Source organism: Microbacterium sp. ISL-59 (assembly GCF_018613945.1).
GTDB classification, from domain to species: Bacteria; Actinomycetota; Actinomycetes; order Actinomycetales; family Microbacteriaceae; genus Microbacterium; species Microbacterium oxydans_B.
Genome location: NZ_JAGGPG010000002.1, coordinates 817,920 through 839,173 on the forward strand (window position 1 = coordinate 817,920; position 21,254 = coordinate 839,173).

Sequence of the window (21,254 nt, forward strand, 5' to 3'; positions counted from 1 at the left end):
TCACCCTCGTGCTCGGCGTCGGCTACACGCCACGCTGAGAGCCGCGAGCACCGCCGCCACGACCAGCAGCGTCAGCCGCACGGGCTCGAGGCGGATGCCGACGAGCCGCGGGGTGTCCTCGTCGAGCGACAGCACGTCGAGCTCACGACGGCTCATCACCACGAACGGCAGCGCGATGGCCAACACGATCGCCAGCGGCAGCACCTGCTCCCACACCCGGCCGTACGTGGTGCCCGACAGCCAGGTGTAGATCTTCGGGGTGTCCCAGGGGTTCGACCTCAGCAGGAAGAAGGTCGTGAGCGACACGGTGAAGTACGAGACGCCGATGCCGATCAGCAGGAACCTGTCAGCGTTCAAGCCGCCGCGCCACGACAGCAGGTACACGAGGGCGAAGGCCAACAGCGCACCGGCGATGGCACCCGCGATCATGCCCGCGGTGGAGGAGACGGCACTCGTGATCACGAGCACCGCGCCGAGGCCGCCGCCGCCCGTGACGCCGAGGATGCTCGGGTCGGCGAGCGGGTTCCGGCTCACCCCCTGGATGATGGCGCCGGACAGCGCGAGCGCCCCACCGGCGACGACCGCGGCCACGATACGCGGCGCCCGCTCGTCCAGCGCGAAGGCGATCGCGGGCGGAGCCTCACCCTGCAGCCACAGCGCGATGTCGCCGGTGAGCAGCCAGGTGTGCCCGGCGAGCAGGCCGAGGACCAGCACCCCGATCACCCCCAGCACGACGATCGCCATGGTGATGCGGAAGCGGAGTCGGCTGCGCACGCCGAACCGCACCCGCGGAGGCTCTCGCGTCGGCCCGGCATCGCGCAGGCGCCGCGCCATGAGCACGAGCACGATCGCTCCGAGGAGCGTGGTCGCGACACCGGTCGGGATGAGGATCGCCGCCTCGGCCCCGATGATCGCCCGCAGCAGAGCATCCGAGAGGATCACGACGATCGCGCCGAGAAGACCGGCCGCCGGGATCAGGAGCAGGTGGCGGTTCAGACTCGGCACCACCCGCGTCAGCAGGCGGGCGAGCACAGGCGCGCACAGCCCGACGAAGCCCATCGGCCCCGCGAGCGTCACCGACACCGCGGTGAGCGTGACGGCGAGCAGGATGCCGATGGCCCGCGTCGAGCGGATCGGCACACCCAGGGACGATGCCGTGTCGTCGCCGAGCGCCAGGATGTCGAACCGCCGCGCGAGCAGCAGGGCCGCCGCCGTCACCACGACCACGACCGGTGCCGCCTGCAGGAACGCGGTCAGCCCCAGCTGCGACAGACTGCCGCTTCCCCACGCCAACAGACCCTTGGTCTCCTCGTCGAAGAGGATGAGCAGGGTCGAGGTGCCGGCCTGGAACGCGAGGGCCAGCGCCGTGCCCGCGAGGATCAGCCGCGTGGTCGACGACCCCGCGCCACCGGCGAGGCCGAGCACGATCCCCGCGGCGATGAGGCCGCCGGCGAACGCGACAGCCCCCGAGGCCCAGACCGGCACCGCGATGCCGAACGCCGCGAGGGCCGTGACTGCGAGGTAGGCTCCCGCGGTCACGCCCAGCGTGTCCGGCGAGGCCAGAGCGTTGCGGGCGAGCGACTGGAGGAGGATGCCGGCCACGCCGAGCGCCACCCCCACGGCGATGCCCGCGGCGAGGCGTGGAACCCGAGACCCCCACAGCACCTCGGTATCGGCGAACACGGCGCCGCTCGTGCCCTGGGTGAGATGCCAGCAGGCGACGGCGACGAGCACGACCACGAGGGCGACGAGCACCCCGATGCCCGTCAGCAGAGCGCCCGGCCGGCGTCCCTCCGCCTCGTCGGGCGCGACGCCGGGAGCCGGGCGCGCCGGTTCCGTCGTGGCCGCCGCGTCGTCGAGGCGAAGGGCATCCGTCACTTCGAGAGCACCTCGACGTAGCCGTCGATGATCTGCTGGGTGGAGCGCGGTCCGCCGAACGTCCAGATCCCGGCGGGGAACGCGGTGAGGCGGTCATCGGCCACGGCGGGCAGCGAGGTCCAGGCCGGGTTGTCCTGCAGGGCGTCGATGAAGCTCTCCGACTCGGGGTCTTCGGTGCCGGTGTAGAACAGGCTGGCGTCGCCGACCGTGGTCATGCCCTCGACGTCGGTCTGGCCGAGGCCGTAGGTGGGGTCGACCTCGCCGGTCCAGGCGTTCTCGAGACCGAGCTTCTCGCCGATCTCACCGACCAGCGAGCCCTGACCGAACGGGCGCAGCGCGACGTTGCCGCCGTCGACCCAGCCGTCGAAGAACACGAACTCCTTCGTGGGCAGGTCGAGATCCGCGAGTTCGGCCGAGGCCGAGTCGAGGTGCGCCTGGAACTCGTCGGCGACGACCTCGGCGCGCTCCTCGCGGCCGGTCACCTGGGCGATGAGATCGAGCGTGCCGAGCATCTTCGCGATGGGGTCGGCGGCATCCGCACCGATGGTCGCGAGCACGGGCACGTCGTAGGCCTCGAGCTGGGAGACGATGGGGTCGTCCGCGGCGCTGACCTCGACGATCACGAGGTCGGGCTCGGTGCCGAACAGCGTCTCGAGGTTCGGCTCCTGGCGGGTGCCGACATCGGTCACACCCTCCGGGAGCTCTTCCGCGGTGACCCACGTGCTGTACCCCTCGGCGTCGGCGACCGCGACCGGGGTGATGCACAGCGACAGCGCATCCTCGATCTGCTGCCACTCCAGGACCGCGATCCGCTCGGCGGGCTTGTCGAGTTCGACCGTGCGGCCGAGGTCATCCGTGACGGAGACGGCGCCCGTCGAGGTCGCGGTGGTGTCGTCGCCGCAGCCCGCGCTCGTCGAGGCCGAGGCATCGGAGTCGGAGGCGGCGGGGGCCTGAGTGGTGCCGCAGCCGGCGAGGGCCATCACGAGCGCGCCGCCGAGGGCGATCAGGGCGAGGGGCTTCTTCTTCATTCGGTTCTTCCTCCGGGAGGGGTGAGGGGGTTCAGGATGCTGCGCGGGCGCGGTGCCGACCGTGGTGACGACCGCGCGGGAGCACGCGCACGAGGCCGGTCTGGTCGTCGATCTCGGTGTCGATGCGCAGGCCGTACACGTGCGAGAGGTTCTCGCCCGTGAGCACCTCGGCGGGGGTGCCCGCCGCGTGCACTCGACCGGCGTGCAGCAGCACCACGTCGTCGGCAACGGATGCCGCGTGGTCGAGGTCGTGCAGCACGACGCCGAGGGCGGTGCCGTGGTCGTCGGCGAGCTCGCGCACCAGGTCGAGCGTCTCCACCTGGTAGCGCAGGTCGAGGTGGTTGGTCGGCTCGTCGAGGAGCAGCACGCCCGTCTCCTGCGCCAGCGCGGTCGCCAGCCACACGCGCTGCAGTTCGCCGCCCGAGAGCTGGTCGACGGGGCGGGCGGCCATGGCGCGGAGTCCGGTCAGTTCGAGCGCCCGCGCGACGGCGGCGCGGTCGGCGTCACTGACGCCAGAGAAACGGCCCCGATGCGGGTGGCGGCCGTACGCCACGACGTCGGAGACCTCGATCCCGGACGGATGCGGCCGCGACTGCGAGAGCATCGCGACGGCCTTCGCGAACTCCTTCGCCGAGAGGGCGGCCGCGTCACGCGTCTCGTCGCCGCCGATGCGGACCCTCCCCGCCTCGATGCGGTGCAGGCGGGCGAGGGCGCGCAGGACGGTCGACTTGCCGCTGCCGTTCGGTCCGATGAGGGCGGTGACCCGTCCGGGCGCGAGGCGCAGCGAGACATCGTGCACCACCCGGGCACGGCCGTATCCGAGCACGAGGGATTCGCCCTGCAGGGCGTGGGACGCGGTCGTCGTCATGTCAGCCCCGCATCGCGACGCCGCGGCGCCAGTAGCCCATGAACGCGACCTGCCCGCGGTCGACGCCGAGGTCCTTGACGAGGTGACGGCGCAGAGTGGTGACCACGCCGCTCTCCCCCGCGATCCAGAAGTAGCGCTCGGCCGGAGCATCCGCCCGGTCGATCTCTTCCCCGAGGCCGGAGTAGTCCGGCGTCTCCCAGAGCAGGTCTTCGCCGTCGATGTCCTTCACCCGGATCTCCTCCGCGGCGTCGGCGTCTCCGAGGTAGCCGAGCACCGCCGGGATCAAGCGCAGACCGTGCGGGTCGCCCGCGTCGCGCGGGAGCCAGTGCACCTCGACGCCGGCCGGCACGTCGATGCGCAGGATGTCGGCGGGAGAGGGCACCTCGATGAAGGCCACTCCGCGCAGGTCACGGGGCGCGTCCTCCAGGATGCGGGCGATGGCGGGAGCCGCCGTCTCGTCGCCGGCCAGCACGACCGATGCCGCGGTGCCCGGCGCGAACTCGGCGCCGCCGTGCGCCTCCACGTCCACGCCGCGACGCGGTCCGACCAGGTAGAGCTCCTGCCCGACCGCCGCCTGGCTCGCCCAGAGCGATGCGGGTCCGGTGAGCCCGGGCTCGAGGTGCAGCACGAAATCGACGTCCACCTCGGTGCCCGTCTCGGGATCGACCCGCAGCTCGCGCACGGAGTAGGTGCGCATGGAGCCGCGCTCTTCCTCCGGAACCGCGAGGAACGACTGCCACCAGTTGTCCGAGGCTCGATCGAGTTCGGGGAGGATGCAGGATGCCGGCGGGAAGACCAGCTTGATGCGGCTGTCGAACACCTCGCCGGGCGTGCCGAACTCACTCAGGTCGTCGCCACCGAACGTCACGCGCACGAACGAGGGCGAGACGCGGACGACGGCGCGCACCTCGGCGCGGGTGAGGATGTAGGTCGGACGCTCGGTGGTGGTCGTCTCAGCGGACATGATGCCTCCCGATGGGTGTGACCATCGGCTTGCCGGAGACCGGGTCGATGGTGATCTGATTGGCGAGGCCGAAGACCTCTTCGACGAGCTGTGCGGTGACGACATCCTGCGGGGCGCCCGTCGCGTGCACCCGGCCGTCCTTCATCGCGACCAGCTCGTCGGCATAGCGGGCCGCGAGGTTGAGGTCGTGCAGCACCATGACGATGGTGGTGCCGCGTGAGACGCTCAGGTCGGTGAGCAGGTCGAGGACCTCGACCTGGTGCGCGACGTCGAGGAAGGTCGTCGGCTCGTCGAGCAGCAGGATGTCGGTCTCCTGCGCCAGGGCCATCGCGATCCAGACGCGTTGCCGCTGTCCGCCGGAGAGCTCGTCGACGCTGCGGTCGGCCAGGTCGGTGATGCCGGTCGCGTCGAGGGCGTCGGCCACCACCTCGTAGTCGTGGGTGCTCCACCGCGCGAGCATCTTCTGGTGCGGGTGCCGTCCCCGACCGACCAGGTCCGCCACCGCGATGCCCTCGGGCGCGACCGGAGACTGCGGCAGCAGGCCGAGGATGCGGGCGACCTCTTTGGTGGGCCGGGCGTGCACGGACTTGCCGTCGAGCACGATCTGGCCCTCGGTCGGCGACAGCAGGCGGGCGAGCGAGCGCAGCAGCGTCGACTTGCCGCATCCGTTCGCCCCGACGATCGTCGTGATGCGGCCGGGGGCGATCTGCAGGTCGAGGCCGTCGACGACGGTGCGGTCGCCGTAGGCCAGACTCACGCCTTCGGCGGACAGGCTGTGCGAGACGGTCATAGCGAACCCCCGGAGCGGTTGGTGCGGATGAGCAGGTAGATCAGGTAGGGAGCGCCGACCACGCCGGTGATGACGCCCACCGGATACCGGGTGCCGAAGGCGAACTGGCCGATCAGGTCGCCGCCGAGCACGAGCACGGCCCCGACGAACGCCGACGGCAGGAGCAGGTTGGCACCGGGCCCCGTGATGCGGGCGGCGATGGGTCCGGCCATGAACGCGACGAAAGCGATAGGACCGGTGGCCGCCGTCGCGAATGCGAGCAGCGCGACCGCTCCGAGGATGAGCAGCAGGCGCGTGGCGTTGACCCGGATCCCGAGTCCGGCCGCCGAGTCGTCCCCGAGCTGCAGGGCGCCGAGCGCGCGGCCCTGCGACAGCATCAGCGGCACGATCACGGCCGCGGCGATCGCCATCGGCAGCACCCGCTCCCACGACGCGTTGTTGAGGCTTCCGGTCAGCCACTGCATCGCGGTCTGGATGTCCCAGTTCGCCGCGCGCGACAGCATGTACGAGATGACGCTCTGCAGCATCGCGGCGACGCCGATGCCGATCAGGATCAGGCGGGTGCCGGCGAAGCCGCCCTTGATCGAGAGCAGGTAGATCGCGAAGGCCGTCACGACCGCACCGCCGAGGGCGAGCAGCGACACCACCGGCCCGTTCACCGACAGCACGACGATGCCGAAGACCGCGGCCGCCCCGGCGCCGTTCGAGATGCCGATGATGTCGGGAGAGGCGAGCGGGTTGCGCAGCATCGTCTGGAAGCAGACGCCCGCCATGCCGAAGCCAATCCCGGTGAGGACGGCCAGGATCGCCCGGGGCAGCCGCAGATCGCCGACGGTGAAAGACGCTCCGGGGACGGTCTCGCCCAGGATCACTCGGATGACCTCGTCGAGCGGGTAGAACGTGTTGCCCACCATGAGGGCGACCGTGAACAGCACGAGCAGCAGGATGCCGAGCACGATCGTCGCGATCGCGTGGCGGCGGTGGCGCGAGCGACGTCCCGCGACGATGCGTGCGATCCGCGCGGATGCCGGCTCATCGGCGCGGTCGAGGGTGTGCTCGGTGTGCTCGGTCGTGCTCACAGCTCACGCACCTTCTGCCGACGGACGATCCAGATGAAGAACGGGGCGCCGATGATGGCGGTGATGATGCCGACCTGGATCTCCTCCGACGAGGGCGAGATCACGCGGCCGATGATGTCACTCGCGGTCAGCAGCGCGGCACCGGCGATGGCCGAGAACGGCAGCAGCCAGCGGTGATCGGTGCCCACCAGCATCCGGCACATGTGCGGGACGATGAGGCCGACGAAGCCGATGGGCCCGGCGATGGCCGTCGCGGCTCCCGCGAGGATCACCGCGCCGAGCGCCGAGATCATGCGCGTGCGGAACACGTGCTCACCGAGGCCCTTGGCCATGTCGTCGCCGAGGGCGAGGGAGTTCATGCCGCGCGAGCTCAGGAAGCAGATGAGGGCGCCGACCGCGAGCACCGGTGCGGTGAGCGCGATGCGCGGCCACTCCGCACCGCCGACGCCGCCGATCTGCCAGGACTGGAACGTCTGCAGCAGGTCGACGCGGGGCAGCATCACCGCGCTGATCAGCGAGGCGAAGGCCGCCGAGGTCGCCGCCCCCGCGAGGGCGAGCTTGAGCGGCGTCGCGCCCCCGCGCCCGAGGGAGCCGACCGTGTAGACGAAGACGGCGGCGATCCCGGCCCCCGCGATCGCGAACCCCATCTGCCCGTAGGGGTTGCTGAGCCCGAAGAAGGCGATGCCGCAGACGACCGCGAGCGAGGCGCCGTTCGAGACGCCCAGGATGCCGGGATCGGCGATGGGGTTGCGGGTCACGGCCTGCATCGTGGCACCGGAGAGGGCGAGCGCGGCACCGACGAGGAGGGCGAGCACGGTGCGCGGGATGCGCTTGACGATCGCGGCCTGGGAGATCGTGTCGGTGTGGCCGCCGAGGGCCGCGACGATGTCGTCGAACGAGACCGCGCGCACACCGAACGAGATCGACAGGATGCTGAGGATGACCAGGACCACGAGCCCCACGAGCAGCCAGAGGGTGCGCACCAGCACCGGGCGCCGCAGGTCTGCGGCTCCCGGTGCGGGGGCGATGACGGTTGCTGAGGTCACTGGGGATTCACTCCGCTGATGCGGATCGAACGGTTACTTCGACAGCGGCGCAGCCAGGAGTGCGAGGTAGTCGCTGAGGCCCCACGGGATGGACAGCGGCGACGGGTTCGCGGACGCGGCGACCGGCGTCGCGTTGGGGAGGATCGCGATGCGCCCCTCGGCGATGGCCGGGATCTTCGACAGCAGCGGGTCGGCCTGGAGCTGAGCGATGAGCGCGTCGTCGCCGTAGGTGACGAACACGTCCACGTCGGCGAACTTCGCGACCTCCTCCGCGCTGACCGTCAGGTCGAACTTCTCGGTGTCTGCGGTGTCTTCCACGATCGACGGGAACGGCAGACCGAGGTTGTCGTGCAGGTAACCGGGGCGCGTATCGATCGCCGTGTAGTAGCCGATCTGGCTCAGGTCGGCCGGATCGAGGTACGCGAACAGGACCTTCTTGTCCTTGAGTTCGCTGTTCGCCTCGAGCGCGGCCTCGGCGTCGGCGTGCAGCTCGTCGATCAGTGCGTCGCCCTCATCCTCGAGGCCGAGTGCCTTCGAGTTCATCTCGATCATGTCGTCGACCGAGGTGCCCCACTGGACCTCCGGGAACGCGACGACCGGGGCGATCTTGGAGAGGGTGTCGTACTCCTCCTGGGTGAGACCGGAGTAGGCGGCCAGGATCACGTCGGGCTCGGTGTCGGCCACGGCCTCGTAGTCGATGCCGTCGGTCTCGTCGAACAGGACCGGCGTCTCGGCGCCCAGCTCGTCGAGCTTCTCCTCGACCCAGGGCAGCACGCCGTTGTCGTCGTCGTCGCCCCAGGAGGCCTTGCTCATGCCCACCGGGACGATGCCGAGCGCCAGCGGCACCTCGTGGTTCGCCCAGGCGACCGTCGCGATGCGCTCGGGCTTCTCGGTGATGGTGGTCTCGCCGTAGGCGTGCTCCACCGTGACGGGGAAGGCGTCCGCCGAGGCCGGGTTGCCGCCGGCAGTGCCGGTCGATTCCGGCGCGGAGGAGGCGCAGGCGGACAGGCCGACCGCGAGTGCAGCGGCCGCGCCGATGGCGAGGATTCGAGAGGTGCGCACAGGCGTTCCCTTCGGGGTTCGGGGTGAGGGGGCGGCGCGAGAGGTGCGCCCAGCCTTTGGTAAGCCTGGCCTAATCTAACACGGAGGTTAGGGCGACCTCACTTCGAGTCCCGGTACCCCGCGCAGCTGCGGGCACAGAAAAAGCCGGCCGGATCCGTGAGGATCCGGCCGGCTTCAGGAAGTCAGCGCGCGCTCAGAGAGCGCGGATGTTCGCCGCCTGCATGCCCTTGGGGCCACGCTCAGCGTCGAATTCGACCTTCTGGTTCTCGCGGAGCTCCTTGAAACCGGAGCCGGCGATAGCCGAGTAGTGGGCGAAAAGGTCGTCCGAGCCGTCATCGGGAGCGATGAAGCCGAAGCCCTTTTCCGCGTTGAACCATTTCACAGTGCCAGTGGCCATGTGTTTCTACTTTCTGTTGACTTAGCCGTTTACACGGCCTACGCCGAATCGGAACATCCGAGACGCGCGCACAGTCACGCTACCACGGCAGGCTGACCAGAAGCACTGTGCGACGGATTCTTCTGCAGAAGAGCCGCCTCGGTGCGTGTGCTGACCCCGAGTTTCCGCAGTACGGCGGACACATGGACGCTCACGGTCTTGACGCTGATGAACAGCCGCTCGCCGATCTGGCGGTTGCTCAGCCCCTCGGCGATGAGCTCGAGCACCTGCTTCTCCCGCGCTGTCAGCGGGTCGGCGCCGGCGGAAGGCTCCGCGACGAGGCGGAGCCCGAGCCCCGCGTCGGTCGCGAAACGGGCGACGGCGGCCTGCAGCTGCGCATGCCCCAGGGCCTCGGCGATATCCGCCGCCTCGGCGAGCACGCTCGACGCTCCCGCACGGTCGCCCGCATGCACCCGCATCCGCGCCCGCTCGAGCCGGAGCACGACGCGGAAGGTGACCGGAACATCGTCGCCGTCGGCACACCGCAGCGCCGCATCGAGCGAGTCGGACTGCGGATCGAGCAGGGCCACGAGGATCGTCGACCAGGCGTCGTCTTGCAGCTGTGCGGGCTGCGCGAGCCAGGCGGTGCGGATCACCTCGGCTGCGTCGGCGACCTCGGACCCCTCTGCCCGCAGTTCGGCGAGGAGCGCCCCGCCCTGCAGCATCAGTCGCCGCTGGTGCAGCAGGGCCGGCCGTTCATCGCGCAGCATCTCGAGGATCGTGTCCAGCGCACCGCGGAGGTCGCCCGCGCTCTCAGCGACCGCGACCGTCATCATCACTCGGTCGTACCAGATCTGCCGCTCCGAGATGCCGGTCTCCTCGAACGCCGGCAGCCACCTCTGCAGCATCTCCGCCGCCTCGGATGACCGGCCGCGCCAGGCCAGCACCCGCACATGGGTCATGCTCATGTACATACGGAACACCCGCAGGGTGCCCTGCACGAAGTCGCGCGACAGCATGTCTTCGACCCGGTCGATCTCACCCAGTTCGAGCAGCGGCACCACCATGTTCTGGGCCATGATCGACCCCGACGTGCGCTCGACGCGGAGCTCGCGCGCCCGGCGCAGCCCCTCTTCGGCGACCTCGACGGCCTCACGGTAGCGGCCGAGCAGCGTGAGCAGATCGGAGTAGTTGACGCGGTAGCGCATCTCGGCGTTGGAGCCTGTCGCGAGTTCCCGCGCACGTTCGTATTCGCGCACGCCCGCCTCGACCTCGCCGAGGTGCGCGAGAGAGCCGCCGCGGACGTTCGCGGCGATCGACAGCTGATCCGTGGACTGCGCCCCTGCGGCCCCGCGCTCGGCCTCATCCGCGAGGCGGATCGCCTCTTCACGGTCGCCCGCGATCATGCGGCGACTCGCGAGTTGATTGAGCAGCTCGGCGCGGAAGACCTCGTCGTCGACGTGCTCTTCGGCGATGGCCAGGGCCTGCTGCAGCAGCGGGATCGCGCCGAGACGCCCGAGGTTGACCAGATACAGCGCCTTGTTGCGCAGAAGTCGCGCGTGCAGACGCGGATCGACCGTTTCGGGGTCGACCTCGGCGAGCGCGAGGTTCGCGACGGCGAGCGCCCGCTCACCGTCGCCCGCGTTGCGGAGGATCGACCCCAGCACGAGAAGCAGATCGAGGCGTTCGACGCCCGCCGCAGCAGCCGCATCGGGGACCAGCGGCCACAGCTCCAACGCGAGCTCGCCGAAGCGGGCGGCGGTCGCGAACGCGTACTGCGACTTCGCGTGGCGCATCGCATCGGCGGCGGCGACGAGCGCCTTGCGGTCGTCTTGCGCGAGCTGCCAGTGATACGCGAGCGCGGCGGCGTCGCCGGTGTCGCTGCCCGCACCCTGGGCCTCGAGCGACTCGGCATAGGCGCGATGCAGCCGGGCGCGCTCACCCGGGAGCAGATCGTCGTGCACGGCCTCCCGAAGGAGGGCATGCCGGAACCGGTAGTCGTCGTCGACAACGACCAGGATGCCGCTGCGCGTCGCCTCGCGGATCGCCTCGTCGAGCTGTTGCTCGGGGACATCGACGAGGCGTGTGATCAGCGGATGCGACAACGGTCGCTCGGCACCGGAGGCGACCTTGACGACATGCTGCGCAGCGTCGCCGAGCCGATCGAATCGGGCCAGCAGCAGGTCGCGGAGGCCGTCGGGAAGAGGGCCGTTCGAGCATCCCGCGATCTCTTCGACGAAGAACGGCACGCCCTCCGCTCGCTCCTGCATGCGGTCGAAGGCGGCTTCGGAGAGCGGCCGGCCGGTGATCTGCTCGGCCAGTTCCCGCACCGCGGCTTCGTCGAGCCGGGCGAGCGTGAGGCGCTCGAGCAGACGCGCGCGCGTGGCCTCGCCGATGAAGCGACTCACGGCATCCCCGCGCCGCACGTCATCGCTCCGGCAGGTGAGGAGCAGCAGAATGCGCCCGCGGTCGAGCGCGCGCAGGAGAAAAGAGAGGATGGCGAGCGTCGAATCATCGGCCCAGTGCAGGTCTTCGACCACGAGAACCTGCGGAGCCCGTTCGGCGGCCGCCTCGATGAGCGAGGCGATGGCGTCGCGGAGGCGCTCGGGGCTGGTGCGCTCGCGATCGGTCGGAGCGTCGACGAGCTCGGGCAGCAGCATCCCCAGCGCCTCGGCGCCCACGCCGACCGACTCACGCACCCGTTCGATGCCCATGCGCGTGACGATCGAGCGGAGGATGCCGGTGAGCGGGCCGTAGGGAGTGCGGGAGGCCCCGAGGTCGAGGCACCAGCCCACATGGACGTCGGCGGTGTGCTCGATCTCGGTGGTGAACTCGCGCAGCAGCCGGGACTTGCCTATCCCCGCCTCGCCCTCGACGAGCAGCGCCGCCGGAGCGCCCTCGCGCACACCCTCGAACAGCCGGCGCACCTCGGAGAGCTCGGCCGCACGGCCGACCATCGCGGCGCTCGGTGCGGAGGAAGGCATGGATTCATCGTCCCACCCTCCACCGACACCGGGGGCGCGTTCCGCGACGACGATGCTCACCGTGCGGGTGCCGCCGTCGGCTCGCATCCGGAGCTCGCCCGCTCCGAGGCCGCGTGTCCCACGCCGGGACGCGCGTTCGTGGCGCTGCGGCCCGCGTCGCGTGCACCCACAGTGCTGGCCGTCGATCCACGGAAGATGCGCGTCAGCGTCCGACGCACCGCCCCGGGGGAACGGGGAACGATCTGGTCGGCGTGCTCGACGAGCATGCGCCGCCGCGCGGCTGCGCGTTCCATCTCCTCCTGCTGGTAGCCGGTGTACTGCTCGGTGAAGAACGTGTGCTCGAACATGGGGATCTCCTCGGCGGTGTGCGGTATCCCTACACTCCGCTCTGAGGTGCCCCGCCGACATCGGACGGATTCCCTATCTTTCTGCCGCCGATGACTAGGGATGCCGCGGTCTAGGGATCGCGATGCCTAGGCCTGAGGCGTCTCGGCGCGCAGCGGCGACCGACGGGCCGAGGGGCGGGACTGCGCCGGCACGAGGATCGCCAGCACCCGCACGAGCGTCGCCATCCACAGCAGTCCGAGCCCGACGACGACGGCTTCGACGGCAGTGGCCGAATACAGGCCGAACGGGACCCACAGCACGACGGCCACCACGATGAGCAGGCCGACGCCGACCGACGTGATCAGCAGCGCACGGGGAGGAGCGGGGACGGCGGTCACGGTCGCGGCCGCAGATCCGAGGAACAGGATCAGCGTCGCGAACGCGGCGATGTCGTGCGGGATGGGCACGCGGTGCAGCGGCAGCAGACCGACGGCCGCGAGCGCGACACCGGTCGCCGCCCACAGCGCGACCACCACGGCGATGCGCCGCAGAGCGGAGTCGCCGAGCATCCGGTGCAGGTCGCGGCCGATGTACGAGCCGACGGCCGCGATCAGGAGGCCCGCGACGACGAGCGTGCCGTTGAAGGCCCAGCCCGACCCGAGCTGCGAGAAGTTCTGCTCCCACCAGCGCGGGTCGGCCGAGGTGACCATGGCGAAGAGCGTGCCGATCACGAGGAATCCGAACAGGAGCGCGGAGAGGTCGGCGGTGCGCAGCTCGACGCCGGCACCGAACGCGAAGCGACCACCGACGGCCGAGGCGACGCCCGCGAGCAGGCCGCCGCCGACCGCCGCGAGCTGCAGACCCTGGAGGCCGACCGCGAGGATCTCGGCCGTGAGCAGGACCCCCATCACGGTAACCGCTCCGAAAGCGACGGTGAGCGCGACGGTCGAGAGGTCGGAGACCACAGCCTGCCAGCGCGGCATCGGTCCGGTCTCCGCGCGACGGTGCCTCAGCGTGCTCACGAGGAACGCGGCTGCGGCGACGATCCCGGCGATCGCCGCCACCGGCAGCGCCACCGACCCGGGACCGGTGAGCGGGCGCGCATCCCCGCCCAGGAGAAGGATGCCCGCGACGGCACCGACGACGAAGCAGACCGCGGTCGCCCAGACGGCCCTCGTCTCGCCGCGCAGCTTCTCTTCCTGCTCCATGAGCCCATGCAAGCACTCCCCTCGGACGCGCGGAAGATCCCGCACACCCGGCCCGGACGCGACGAGGCCCGGATGCAGGAGCTGCATCCGGGCCTCACGTGCGGTTCGCGTCAGGCGTCGACGTCGCCGCGCCAGGATCCGGTCTCGACGCCGCGACCCTCGATGAACTCCTTGAAGTTCTGCAGGTCCTTCTTGACGGCGTGACCGCCCACGCCGACGAGGGAGCCGAGCTTCTCGAGCAACCCCTCCGGCGCCCAGTCCAGCTGCACGGTCACACGGGTCGACGTGTCGTCGAGCTTGTGGAACGTCACGACTCCCGCGTGCTCGGTCTCGCCGCCGGTGCTGTTCCACGCGACGCGCTCATCCGGGTGCTGCTCGGTGATCTCGGCGTCGAACTCGCGGGTCGCGCCGCCGACCTTGACCTTCCAATGCGTGTGGGTGTCGTCGATCTGAGTGATCGACTCGACCTCGTCGAGGAACTTCGGGAAGCTCTCGAACTGCGTCCACTGGTTGTACGCCGTGCGCACGGGGACGTCGACGTCGATGGTCTCGATGATCTGCACCATGTGATGCTCCTCACTTCTCGTCGTTCGTGTTCCTCCATTCAGCCCGCTACGACAAGGATCGGCGACGGGGTTGACAGCCGCGTCGTCGGACGACGATCATCCGCGACACCACGGGACTACCGTTGAGGGCATGCGCATCCCCGCCGCGATCCGCGCCTCCCAGCGCTCTCCGCTGCTGCAGGTCGTGAAGTCGGCCGCAGCGACGATCGCCGCGTGGCTCATCGCGGGATGGGTGTTCCCCGCGCAGCTCCCGGTGTTCGCCGCGATCGCCGCGCTCCTGGTCGTGCAGCCCAGCGTGAATCAGTCGCTGTCGAAGGCGCTCGAGCGCAGCATCGGGGTGATCGCCGGGGTCGTGATCGCCGTCGCACTCGGGCTGCTGCTGGGATCGCCGAGCTGGATCGTGCTGCTCGCGATCGTCGTCGCGATGCTGGTCGCGTGGATCTTCCGGGCATCTCCCGGCACCGGCAACCAGGTCGCGATCTCGGCGATGCTCGTGCTGGCGCTCGGATCGTCCAGCCCCGAGTATGCGTTCGCGCGCATCGTCGAGACCCTGATCGGGGTGGTGATCGGCATCGTCGTGAACGCGCTGATCGTGCCTCCGGTGCTGGTCGCCCCCGCGCGGCGCGACGTCGGGCTGCTCGGGCGAGAGCTCGCCGCCAGCCTCGACCGCCTGGCCGTCGCACTGCCCAAGCCGCAGACGGCCGCACAGCTGCAGGAGCTGATGCTGGAGGTGCGGCTGCTGCGTCCGATGAAGGACGCCGCCGACGCCGCCATCGCCGCGGGCGAGGAGTCGCTCACCCTGAACCCGCGGCGCTCGACCCACCGCAGCGAGCTGAAGGAGATGCGGGAGCTGCTCGAGCGTCTGTCGCCCATCGTGACCCAGACGATCGGCATGACCCGCGCGTACTTCGACCACTACGACGACACGATCGGTGAAGAGCCCGCCGTCACCGCGATCGCCGAGCAGCTGCGGCGAGCCGGGCACGACGTGCGCCTGGCTGTGCAGATCGCCGAGGCATCGCCCGAGCCCGACACGATGACCAGCGCGATCCCCGCGCTCACCGCACCGCTCGTGATCCGGCCGCCGTCGTCGCAGCACTGGATCCTGATCGGCTCGCTCATGGAAGACCTGCGCCGTATCCGGGGCGAACTGCTCGACGAGGACTGACCGCAGCGCGACGCGCCTACGCTGGTCGCATGTCCGACATGACCGTCGCGGAGGCGCTGGGCGAGCTCGCCGCACTGGAAGATCCGAAGATGCGCGCCGCCAACGAGAAACGCGGCGACGACCACGGCATCAACCTCAGCCGGATGCGCGCGCTCGCGAAGCGGATCAAGACCGACCAGCCGCTCGCGCAGGAGCTGTGGGCGACCGGCGAGACCCCGGCGCGACTGCTGGCGCTATTGATCTGCCGCCCCCGCGACTTCACCGCCGACGAGCTCGACGCCATGCTGCGAGAGACCCGTCCGCCGAAGGTCAACGACTGGTTCGTCAACTACGTCGCCAAGAAGACCCCGCTCGCGGAAGAGCTGCGGCTGCGCTGGTTCGACGACGCGGACCCGACTGTGGCGGCGGCCGCCTGGTCGCTCACGACCGTGCGGGTGATGAAAGACTCGGACGGCCTGGACCTGCCGCATCTGCTCGACCTGATCGAGCGCGATCTGAAGGATGCTCCGAAGCGTCTGCAGTGGGCGATGAACGAGACCCTCGCCAACATCGGCATCTACCACCCGGAGTACCGCGCGAGGGCGCTGGAGATCGGCGAGCGCCTGCAGGTCCTGGCCGACTACCCCACCGCCCCCGGCTGCACCTCGCCGTTCGCCCCGCTGTGGATCGGCGAGCTCGTGCGGCGCCGCGAGGGCTGAGCTGGTTCAGGGTTGCTGCGTGCTGCACACCCGCAGTGAAGGAGATCTCACGCTCTGAAGGAGAGCCTCCGGCATCCACTCCTTCATTGCGTGAGTTCTCCTTCGGAACGGGCGGGCCCGGCATCCGCCTCGGTGACCGGCAGGCGTGTCCCACCCCGATTCCCCATTTGAGCCAGTAACGTTATACACTTTATGAGTCGCGGGGGCTCTGGGGTGATCGCATGGGGCGGTCTCTGCCGCGCGCGACACGACCTGGGGAGCATCATGACCACGCAAGACGACCTGAACACACTCATCGCCGACATCGCGCACGACATCAACGGCTTCATCGGCGCATCGGTCGTCGATCTGGAGTCCGGGATGCCGCTCGCCTCGAGCTCGGTCCGACCGGACTTCGACCTCGACGTGGCCAGCGCCTACAACAGCGAGATCGTCAAGAACAAGATGCGCACGATCGAGGCGCTCGGTCTCGACGCGACCTTCGAAGACATGCTGCTCACGCTCGACACGCAGCTCCACCTGCTCAAGATGATCACCCCCGAGATGTTCATCTATCTCGCTGCCGACCGCCAGGCGACCAACCTCGCGCTTCTCCGTTCTGCCGTCAACCGCCACGTGGCGGCCCTGAACGCTTGACCAGGGAGGCCGTGCGCAGCGACGGCCTCGAGGAGATCTCGTGGGTGCGCTCCGCGTCGGTGGAGACACCGATGCGGCGCGCGCGCTGGCGGCACGTGAATCTGCCGAACCGTTACCGGCTCATCTTCGCCGGGCCGGTCGGGGCAGGGAAGACGACGGCCGTCCGGGCACTGAGTGACATCCCGCCGGTCGACACCGACGTTCCGATCTCGGCCGGATCAGCGGAGTACGGCGACGGCGAGAAGACCACCACCACGGTGGGCCTCGACTACGGCGCGTGGAAACCCACGCCCGAGATCGCCGTCACGCTCATCGGGGTTCCGGGGCAAGACCGCTTCGCGCCCGCCCGACGCCGATCCTCGACGGCAGACACGCGCATCCTGCTCTGGCTGCGTGCCGACCGGCCACACCTCGCCGCCGACGCCGCCGCCTGGATACCGCGGTTCGCGGGTGACAGCCATCGAATGGTCATCGCGGTGAGCCACTGCGCAGAAGACGCGCTGGGCACGGTGCGCTACGAGCTCGCCGAGGTCCTGGCGCGCTACGGGATTCCCACGAACCGCGTTCGTGCCGCCGACGCCCGTGATCGCGACAGCGTGATGCGAGTCGCCTGCGTGGCCCTTGACCTTCCGGAAGAAGAGTCGTGAACACACACAACCGAACAGACCACCCCCCGCTCTCGACCGACGCCGCACACCGGGACGACGCGACCTACGCGGGCGACCCCGTGCTCATGCATCCCGAGATCGCGGCCCACTGGGCGCTCTGGTCGAACGTCGTCAGCCAGGCCGCGCTCACCCGACTGCGTCATCTGCAAGAGCGTTTCCCCGAGCTGACGACGGCTGTCCTCTCGACCGCCGACGGCCTGCACATCGCCTCCGTCGGCACCCCGGACGAGACGGGAGAGCGGCTGGCGGCGATCAACGGTTCGCTGTTCGGCGTCGCCAGGGCCGAAGCCGAGATCATCTCCGGCGGGGCGGAACCGAGCCTGTCGGCCGTCGTGTCGGTGTCGATCGGGCAGAGCCAACTCTCGCTGCTCAGCTTCGTGCTCGCGCCGTACGGCCAGCTGCTCCTGTCGGTGTCGGCGGCCGGCGTCCAGGTGGGCACCGTGATCGTGCAGGCACGCTCGGCGGCGTACGAACTCATCACCGCCCTGGGACTCGCGGGGACCCCCGGCTGAGGCATGGGGTCGCTGGCTACGCTGGGGCCATGAGCACGCACATCGCCGCAGAGCCCGGCCAGATCGCCCCCGTCGTCCTGTTCCCCGGCGACCCGCTGCGAGCGAAGTGGATCGCCGAGACGTTCCTCGACGACGCCCAGCTGTATACCGAGACGCGGGGCATGCTGGGCTTCACCGGCACGTGGGAGGGGCACCGCATCTCGGTGCAGGGCTCCGGCATGGGCCAGCCGTCGATGGCGATCTATGCGAACGAGCTGTTCGACTCCTACGAGGTGCAGACGATCGTGCGGGTCGGATCGTGCGGGGCGTTGACCGAACGCGTCAAGGTGCGCGACATCATCATCGCCAACGGCGCATCCACGGATTCCGGCATCAACCGCGTGCGCTTCCACGGACTCGACTACGCGCCGGTCGCGGACTTCGGGCTCCTGCGCGCGGCGGTGGAGGCGAGCGAGGCGGAAGACCTCGAGTCGACCGTGCATGTAGGGCAGCTGTTCTCGAGCGACCAGTTCTACAGCACCCGCCCCGAGCTCACGGAGCCGTTCGTGCAGCACGGCATCCTGGGCGTCGAGATGGAGGCGGCCGGGCTCTACACCCTCGCGGCGTACTACGGTCGGCGCGCGCTCGCCATCTGCACGGTCAGCGACCACATCGTCACGGGCGAGGAGACCACGGCGCAGGAGCGCGAGCAGACCTTCGGCGACATGATCCGCATCGCCCTGCGCGCCGCCACCTCGGTCTAGGCCGGTCGGACCTGTCCTCGCGGATGGGATGATCGAGGGACCATGACTTCCCCACCGCGGCTCGATCCCGCCCTCGTTCCGGACGCCGCGGACCCGGATACCGTCTACCTCGCCTTCGTCGAGTGGGCGGAGTCGACCGGCATCAGCCTCTATCCCGCGCAGGATGAAGCGGTCATCGAGATCGTCTCCGGCAACAATCTGATCCTCTCGACACCCACCGGCACCGGCAAGTCGCTCGTCGCGATCGGCGCACACTTCGCCGCCCTCGTCGCGGGCCGCCGCAGCTATTACACCGCACCCATCAAAGCCCTGGTGAGTGAGAAGTTCTTCGCACTGGTCGACGTGTTCGGCGCCGAGAACGTCGGCATGGTCACGGGTGACTCCGCGGTCAACGCCGACGCCCCGATCATCTGCTGCACGGCCGAGATCCTCGCCAACCTCTCGTTGCGCCAGGGGACGGATGCCGACGTCGGCCAGGTCGTGATGGACGAGTTCCACTTCTACGCCGACCCCGACCGCGGGTGGGCGTGGCAGGTGCCGCTGCTCGAACTGCCGCAGGCGCAGTTCATCCTGATGTCGGCGACCCTCGGCGACGTCACCGAGCTCGCCGCCGACCTCACCCGCCGCACCGGTCGCGAGACGGCGACCGTGACCGGGGTCGAGCGCCCTGTCCCGCTGCACTTCTTCTACGAGACGACCCCGATCCACGAGACCATCGACGACCTGCTGAACACCGGGCAGGCACCGATCTACGTCGTGCACTTCTCGCAGGCCGCAGCGATGGAGCGGGCGCAGGCGCTGTCGAGCACGAAGGTCGCCACCCGCGAGCAGCGGGATGAGATCGCGGCGCTGATCGCCGAGTTCCGCTTCACCACCGCATTCGGCAAGACGCTCTCGCGGTTCCTGCGCGCCGGGATCGGGGTGCACCACGCCGGCATGCTGCCCAAGTACCGGCGCTTGGTCGAGCAGCTCGCGCAGCGCGGACTGCTGCGCGTGATCTGCGGCACCGACACCCTCGGCGTCGGCATCAACGTGCCGATCCGCACCGTGCTGCTCACCGCACTCACGAAGTTCGACGGCACCCGGATGCGGCAGCTGAACGCCCGCGAGTTCCATCAGATCGCCGGGCGGGCGGGCCGAGCGGGGTACGACACGGCCGGAACGGTCGTCGCCCAGGCGCCGGAGCACGAGAGCGAGAACGTCGCTGCCGTGAAGAAGGCGGGCGATGACCCGAAGAAGAAGCGCAAGATCGTGCGCAAGAAGGCGCCCGACGGCTTCGTCTCGTGGGGCGAGCCGTCGTTCCGCAAGCTCATCGACGCGGTACCCGAGACCTTGACCTCGCACATGCAGATCACGAGCGCCATGATGCTCAACGTGATCGCCCGCGGCGGCGACGTCTTCGCGAATATGCGCTCCCTGGTATACGACAACCACGAGCCGCGGAGACGGCAGCGCGAGCTCGCGCTCCGAGCCATCGGCATCTACCGCACCCTCCGCGAATCCGGCATCGTCGAGAAGACTCCGGAGGGCGACATCCGCCTCACGGTCGACCTGCAGCCGAACTTCGCACTCAACCAACCGCTATCGCCCTTCGCCCTCGCCGCGTTCGAGCTGCTCGACCCGGACCCGGCCGCCGGCACGGGCACCCGCTCCTACGCCCTCGACATGATCTCGATCGTCGAGGCCACGCTCGACGATCCGCGCCCCGTGCTCAGCCAGCAGCAGTTCCTGGCCCGCGGTGAGGCGGTCGCGGCGATGAAGTCGGAGGGCATCGAGTACGACGAGCGGATGGAGCTGCTCGAGCAGATCACGCACCCGAAGCCGCTCGACGAGCTGCTGACCGCGGCCTTCGAGACCTTCAGTGCCGCCCAGCCCTGGATCCGCGACTTCGAGCTGCACCCCAAGTCGGTCGTGCGCGACATGTACGAGCGGGCCATGTCGTTCGGGGAATATGTCGCCTACTACAAGATCGCGCGCTCGGAGGGCGTGGTATTGCGCTACCTCTCCGACGCCTACCGCGCCGCTTCGCAGACCATCCCCGAGGAGCTGAAGGACGAGGATCTGCGCGACCTCATCGAGTGGCTCGGCGAACTCGTCCGTCAGGTCGACTCCAGCCTCCTCGACGAGTGGGAGGAGCTGATCGCCGGCGTCGACAACGGCCGCTTCGATCCGCACGCCCCCGACGAGCCGATCGTGCCGCCCGCGCCGAAGCGCCTCACGAGCAACATCCGCGCGTTCCGCATCCTGGTGCGAAACGAACTGTTCCGTCGTGTGCAGCTCGCGGCGCGAGAAGACGTAACTGCGCTGGCCGAGCTCGACCCGGGATTCGGCGCCGACGCCTGGTCGGACGCGCTCGACGGCTACTACGGCGACCACGACGAGATCCTCACCGGCGGGGATGCGCGCAGCTCGAAGCTGCTGATCCTCACCGAGGGCGCCGCCACCTGGACCGCACGGCAGATCTTCGACGACCCTGCCGGCGATCACGACTGGGGCATCACCGCGACGATCGACCTGGCCGCATCCGACGAAGCCGGTCAGGCCGTCGTGACCGTGACCGGCGTGGACCGGCTGTAGCGCCTCCGCTCGCGAACGCCTGGGGCGGACATCTCCCTCGCGGGCGGATGCTTCGCGCGAGAATCTCCTCCCGACG

At 69.9% G+C, this 21,254-nt stretch carries 20 protein-coding genes; 7 read left to right on the plus strand and 13 right to left on the minus strand.

Going from position 1 to position 21,254, the window contains the following annotated elements:
• From J7E45_RS08030 to J7E45_RS08090, 13 genes are all read right to left on the minus strand, one after another.
• Positions 1-1,878 carry an iron ABC transporter permease gene (locus tag J7E45_RS08030; protein WP_215068367.1) on the minus strand — a complete coding sequence of 626 codons (1,878 nt, stop codon included), beginning with the start codon at positions 1,876-1,878 and terminating at the stop codon, positions 1-3.
• Positions 1,875-2,906 carry an iron-siderophore ABC transporter substrate-binding protein gene (locus tag J7E45_RS08035; RefSeq protein WP_215068368.1) on the minus strand — a complete coding sequence of 344 codons (1,032 nt, stop codon included), beginning with the start codon at positions 2,904-2,906 and terminating at the stop codon, positions 1,875-1,877. The genes J7E45_RS08030 and J7E45_RS08035 overlap by 4 nt, the downstream gene beginning before the upstream one ends.
• 31 nt (positions 2,907-2,937) lie before the next feature.
• The gene (locus tag J7E45_RS08040; protein ID WP_215068369.1) at positions 2,938-3,774 is read right to left on the minus strand and encodes an ABC transporter ATP-binding protein; all 837 of its coding nucleotides are present in this window, start codon (positions 3,772-3,774) and stop codon (positions 2,938-2,940) included.
• Between the two features lies 1 nt (position 3,775).
• Positions 3,776-4,738 (minus strand): siderophore-interacting protein, encoded by a 963-nt coding sequence (locus J7E45_RS08045; RefSeq protein WP_215068370.1) that lies wholly within the window; start codon positions 4,736-4,738, stop codon positions 3,776-3,778.
• Positions 4,728-5,528 carry an ABC transporter ATP-binding protein gene (locus tag J7E45_RS08050; protein WP_215068372.1) on the minus strand — a complete coding sequence of 267 codons (801 nt, stop codon included), beginning with the start codon at positions 5,526-5,528 and terminating at the stop codon, positions 4,728-4,730. Before J7E45_RS08050 ends, J7E45_RS08045 begins: the two co-directional genes overlap by 11 nt.
• Positions 5,525-6,607, minus strand: a complete 1,083-nt coding sequence (locus J7E45_RS08055; RefSeq protein ID WP_215068374.1) for an iron chelate uptake ABC transporter family permease subunit — start codon at positions 6,605-6,607, stop codon at positions 5,525-5,527. The genes J7E45_RS08050 and J7E45_RS08055 overlap by 4 nt, the downstream gene beginning before the upstream one ends.
• A complete protein-coding gene (locus J7E45_RS08060) occupies positions 6,604-7,653 on the minus strand; it encodes an iron ABC transporter permease (protein ID WP_167632799.1) in 1,050 nt (349 codons plus the stop codon). The genes J7E45_RS08055 and J7E45_RS08060 overlap by 4 nt, the downstream gene beginning before the upstream one ends.
• Before the next feature lie 33 nt (positions 7,654-7,686).
• A complete protein-coding gene (locus J7E45_RS08065; protein ID WP_215068376.1) occupies positions 7,687-8,715 on the minus strand; it encodes an iron-siderophore ABC transporter substrate-binding protein in 1,029 nt (342 codons plus the stop codon).
• 193 nt (positions 8,716-8,908) lie between these two features.
• Positions 8,909-9,112, minus strand: a complete 204-nt coding sequence (locus J7E45_RS08070; RefSeq protein ID WP_017831237.1) for a cold-shock protein — start codon at positions 9,110-9,112, stop codon at positions 8,909-8,911.
• Between the two features lie 74 nt (positions 9,113-9,186).
• Positions 9,187-12,075 (minus strand): helix-turn-helix transcriptional regulator, encoded by a 2,889-nt coding sequence (locus J7E45_RS08075; protein WP_215068378.1) that lies wholly within the window; start codon positions 12,073-12,075, stop codon positions 9,187-9,189.
• Positions 12,076-12,131: 56 nt separating this feature from the next.
• Positions 12,132-12,422 carry a hypothetical protein gene (locus tag J7E45_RS08080; RefSeq protein WP_167632796.1) on the minus strand — a complete coding sequence of 97 codons (291 nt, stop codon included), beginning with the start codon at positions 12,420-12,422 and terminating at the stop codon, positions 12,132-12,134.
• Between the two features lie 126 nt (positions 12,423-12,548).
• On the minus strand, positions 12,549-13,610 hold the full coding sequence (locus tag J7E45_RS08085) for a DUF998 domain-containing protein (RefSeq protein WP_251053515.1): 1,062 nt from the start codon (positions 13,608-13,610) through the stop codon (positions 12,549-12,551).
• Between the two features lie 110 nt (positions 13,611-13,720).
• Positions 13,721-14,176, minus strand: a complete 456-nt coding sequence (locus tag J7E45_RS08090) for an SRPBCC family protein (protein WP_215068380.1) — start codon at positions 14,174-14,176, stop codon at positions 13,721-13,723.
• Positions 14,177-14,306: 130 nt separating this feature from the next.
• On the opposite strand from J7E45_RS08090, the gene J7E45_RS08095 reads away from it, so the two are divergent.
• From J7E45_RS08095 to J7E45_RS08125, 7 genes are all read left to right on the plus strand, one after another.
• Positions 14,307-15,344: an aromatic acid exporter family protein gene (locus J7E45_RS08095; RefSeq protein ID WP_215068382.1), complete on the plus strand. Its 1,038-nt coding sequence runs from the start codon at positions 14,307-14,309 to the stop codon at positions 15,342-15,344.
• A 29-nt stretch (positions 15,345-15,373) separates the two neighbouring features.
• Positions 15,374-16,042, plus strand: coding sequence for a DNA alkylation repair protein (locus J7E45_RS08100; RefSeq protein ID WP_215068384.1), 669 nt, complete (start codon positions 15,374-15,376; stop codon positions 16,040-16,042).
• Positions 16,043-16,306: 264 nt separating this feature from the next.
• Positions 16,307-16,678: a hypothetical protein gene (locus J7E45_RS08105; RefSeq protein WP_091033288.1), complete on the plus strand. Its 372-nt coding sequence runs from the start codon at positions 16,307-16,309 to the stop codon at positions 16,676-16,678.
• Positions 16,675-17,325 (plus strand): ATP/GTP-binding protein, encoded by a 651-nt coding sequence (locus J7E45_RS08110; protein WP_215068386.1) that lies wholly within the window; start codon positions 16,675-16,677, stop codon positions 17,323-17,325. Before J7E45_RS08105 ends, J7E45_RS08110 begins: the two co-directional genes overlap by 4 nt.
• Complete coding sequence (locus J7E45_RS08115) at positions 17,322-17,858, plus strand: roadblock/LC7 domain-containing protein (protein ID WP_215068388.1); 537 nt, start codon at positions 17,322-17,324, stop codon at positions 17,856-17,858. Before J7E45_RS08110 ends, J7E45_RS08115 begins: the two co-directional genes overlap by 4 nt.
• Before the next feature lie 29 nt (positions 17,859-17,887).
• The gene (gene deoD / locus J7E45_RS08120) at positions 17,888-18,601 is read left to right on the plus strand and encodes a purine-nucleoside phosphorylase (protein ID WP_215068391.1); all 714 of its coding nucleotides are present in this window, start codon (positions 17,888-17,890) and stop codon (positions 18,599-18,601) included.
• A gap of 42 nt (positions 18,602-18,643) precedes the next feature.
• Positions 18,644-21,178, plus strand: coding sequence for an RNA helicase (locus J7E45_RS08125; protein ID WP_215068393.1), 2,535 nt, complete (start codon positions 18,644-18,646; stop codon positions 21,176-21,178).
• Positions 21,179-21,254 lie beyond the last annotated feature (76 nt).

Coding starts and splice junctions, on each gene's coding strand:
- J7E45_RS08035 (WP_215068368.1), bottom strand. CDS start 2,906: ATGAAGAAGAAGCCCCTCGCCCTGATCGCCCTCGGCGGCGCGCTCGTG.
- J7E45_RS08040 (WP_215068369.1), bottom strand. CDS start 3,774: ATGACGACGACCGCGTCCCACGCCCTGCAGGGCGAATCCCTCGTGCTC.
- J7E45_RS08045 (WP_215068370.1), bottom strand. CDS start 4,738: ATGTCCGCTGAGACGACCACCACCGAGCGTCCGACCTACATCCTCACC.
- J7E45_RS08050 (WP_215068372.1), bottom strand. CDS start 5,528: ATGACCGTCTCGCACAGCCTGTCCGCCGAAGGCGTGAGTCTGGCCTAC.
- J7E45_RS08070 (WP_017831237.1), bottom strand. CDS start 9,112: ATGGCCACTGGCACTGTGAAATGGTTCAACGCGGAAAAGGGCTTCGGC.
- J7E45_RS08075 (WP_215068378.1), bottom strand. CDS start 12,075: ATGCCTTCCTCCGCACCGAGCGCCGCGATGGTCGGCCGTGCGGCCGAG.
- J7E45_RS08080 (WP_167632796.1), bottom strand. CDS start 12,422: ATGTTCGAGCACACGTTCTTCACCGAGCAGTACACCGGCTACCAGCAG.
- J7E45_RS08085 (WP_251053515.1), bottom strand. CDS start 13,610: ATGGAGCAGGAAGAGAAGCTGCGCGGCGAGACGAGGGCCGTCTGGGCG.
- J7E45_RS08090 (WP_215068380.1), bottom strand. CDS start 14,176: ATGGTGCAGATCATCGAGACCATCGACGTCGACGTCCCCGTGCGCACG.
- J7E45_RS08095 (WP_215068382.1), top strand. CDS start 14,307: ATGCGCATCCCCGCCGCGATCCGCGCCTCCCAGCGCTCTCCGCTGCTG.
- J7E45_RS08100 (WP_215068384.1), top strand. CDS start 15,374: ATGTCCGACATGACCGTCGCGGAGGCGCTGGGCGAGCTCGCCGCACTG.
- J7E45_RS08105 (WP_091033288.1), top strand. CDS start 16,307: ATGACCACGCAAGACGACCTGAACACACTCATCGCCGACATCGCGCAC.
- deoD (WP_215068391.1), top strand. CDS start 17,888: ATGAGCACGCACATCGCCGCAGAGCCCGGCCAGATCGCCCCCGTCGTC.
- J7E45_RS08125 (WP_215068393.1), top strand. CDS start 18,644: ATGACTTCCCCACCGCGGCTCGATCCCGCCCTCGTTCCGGACGCCGCG.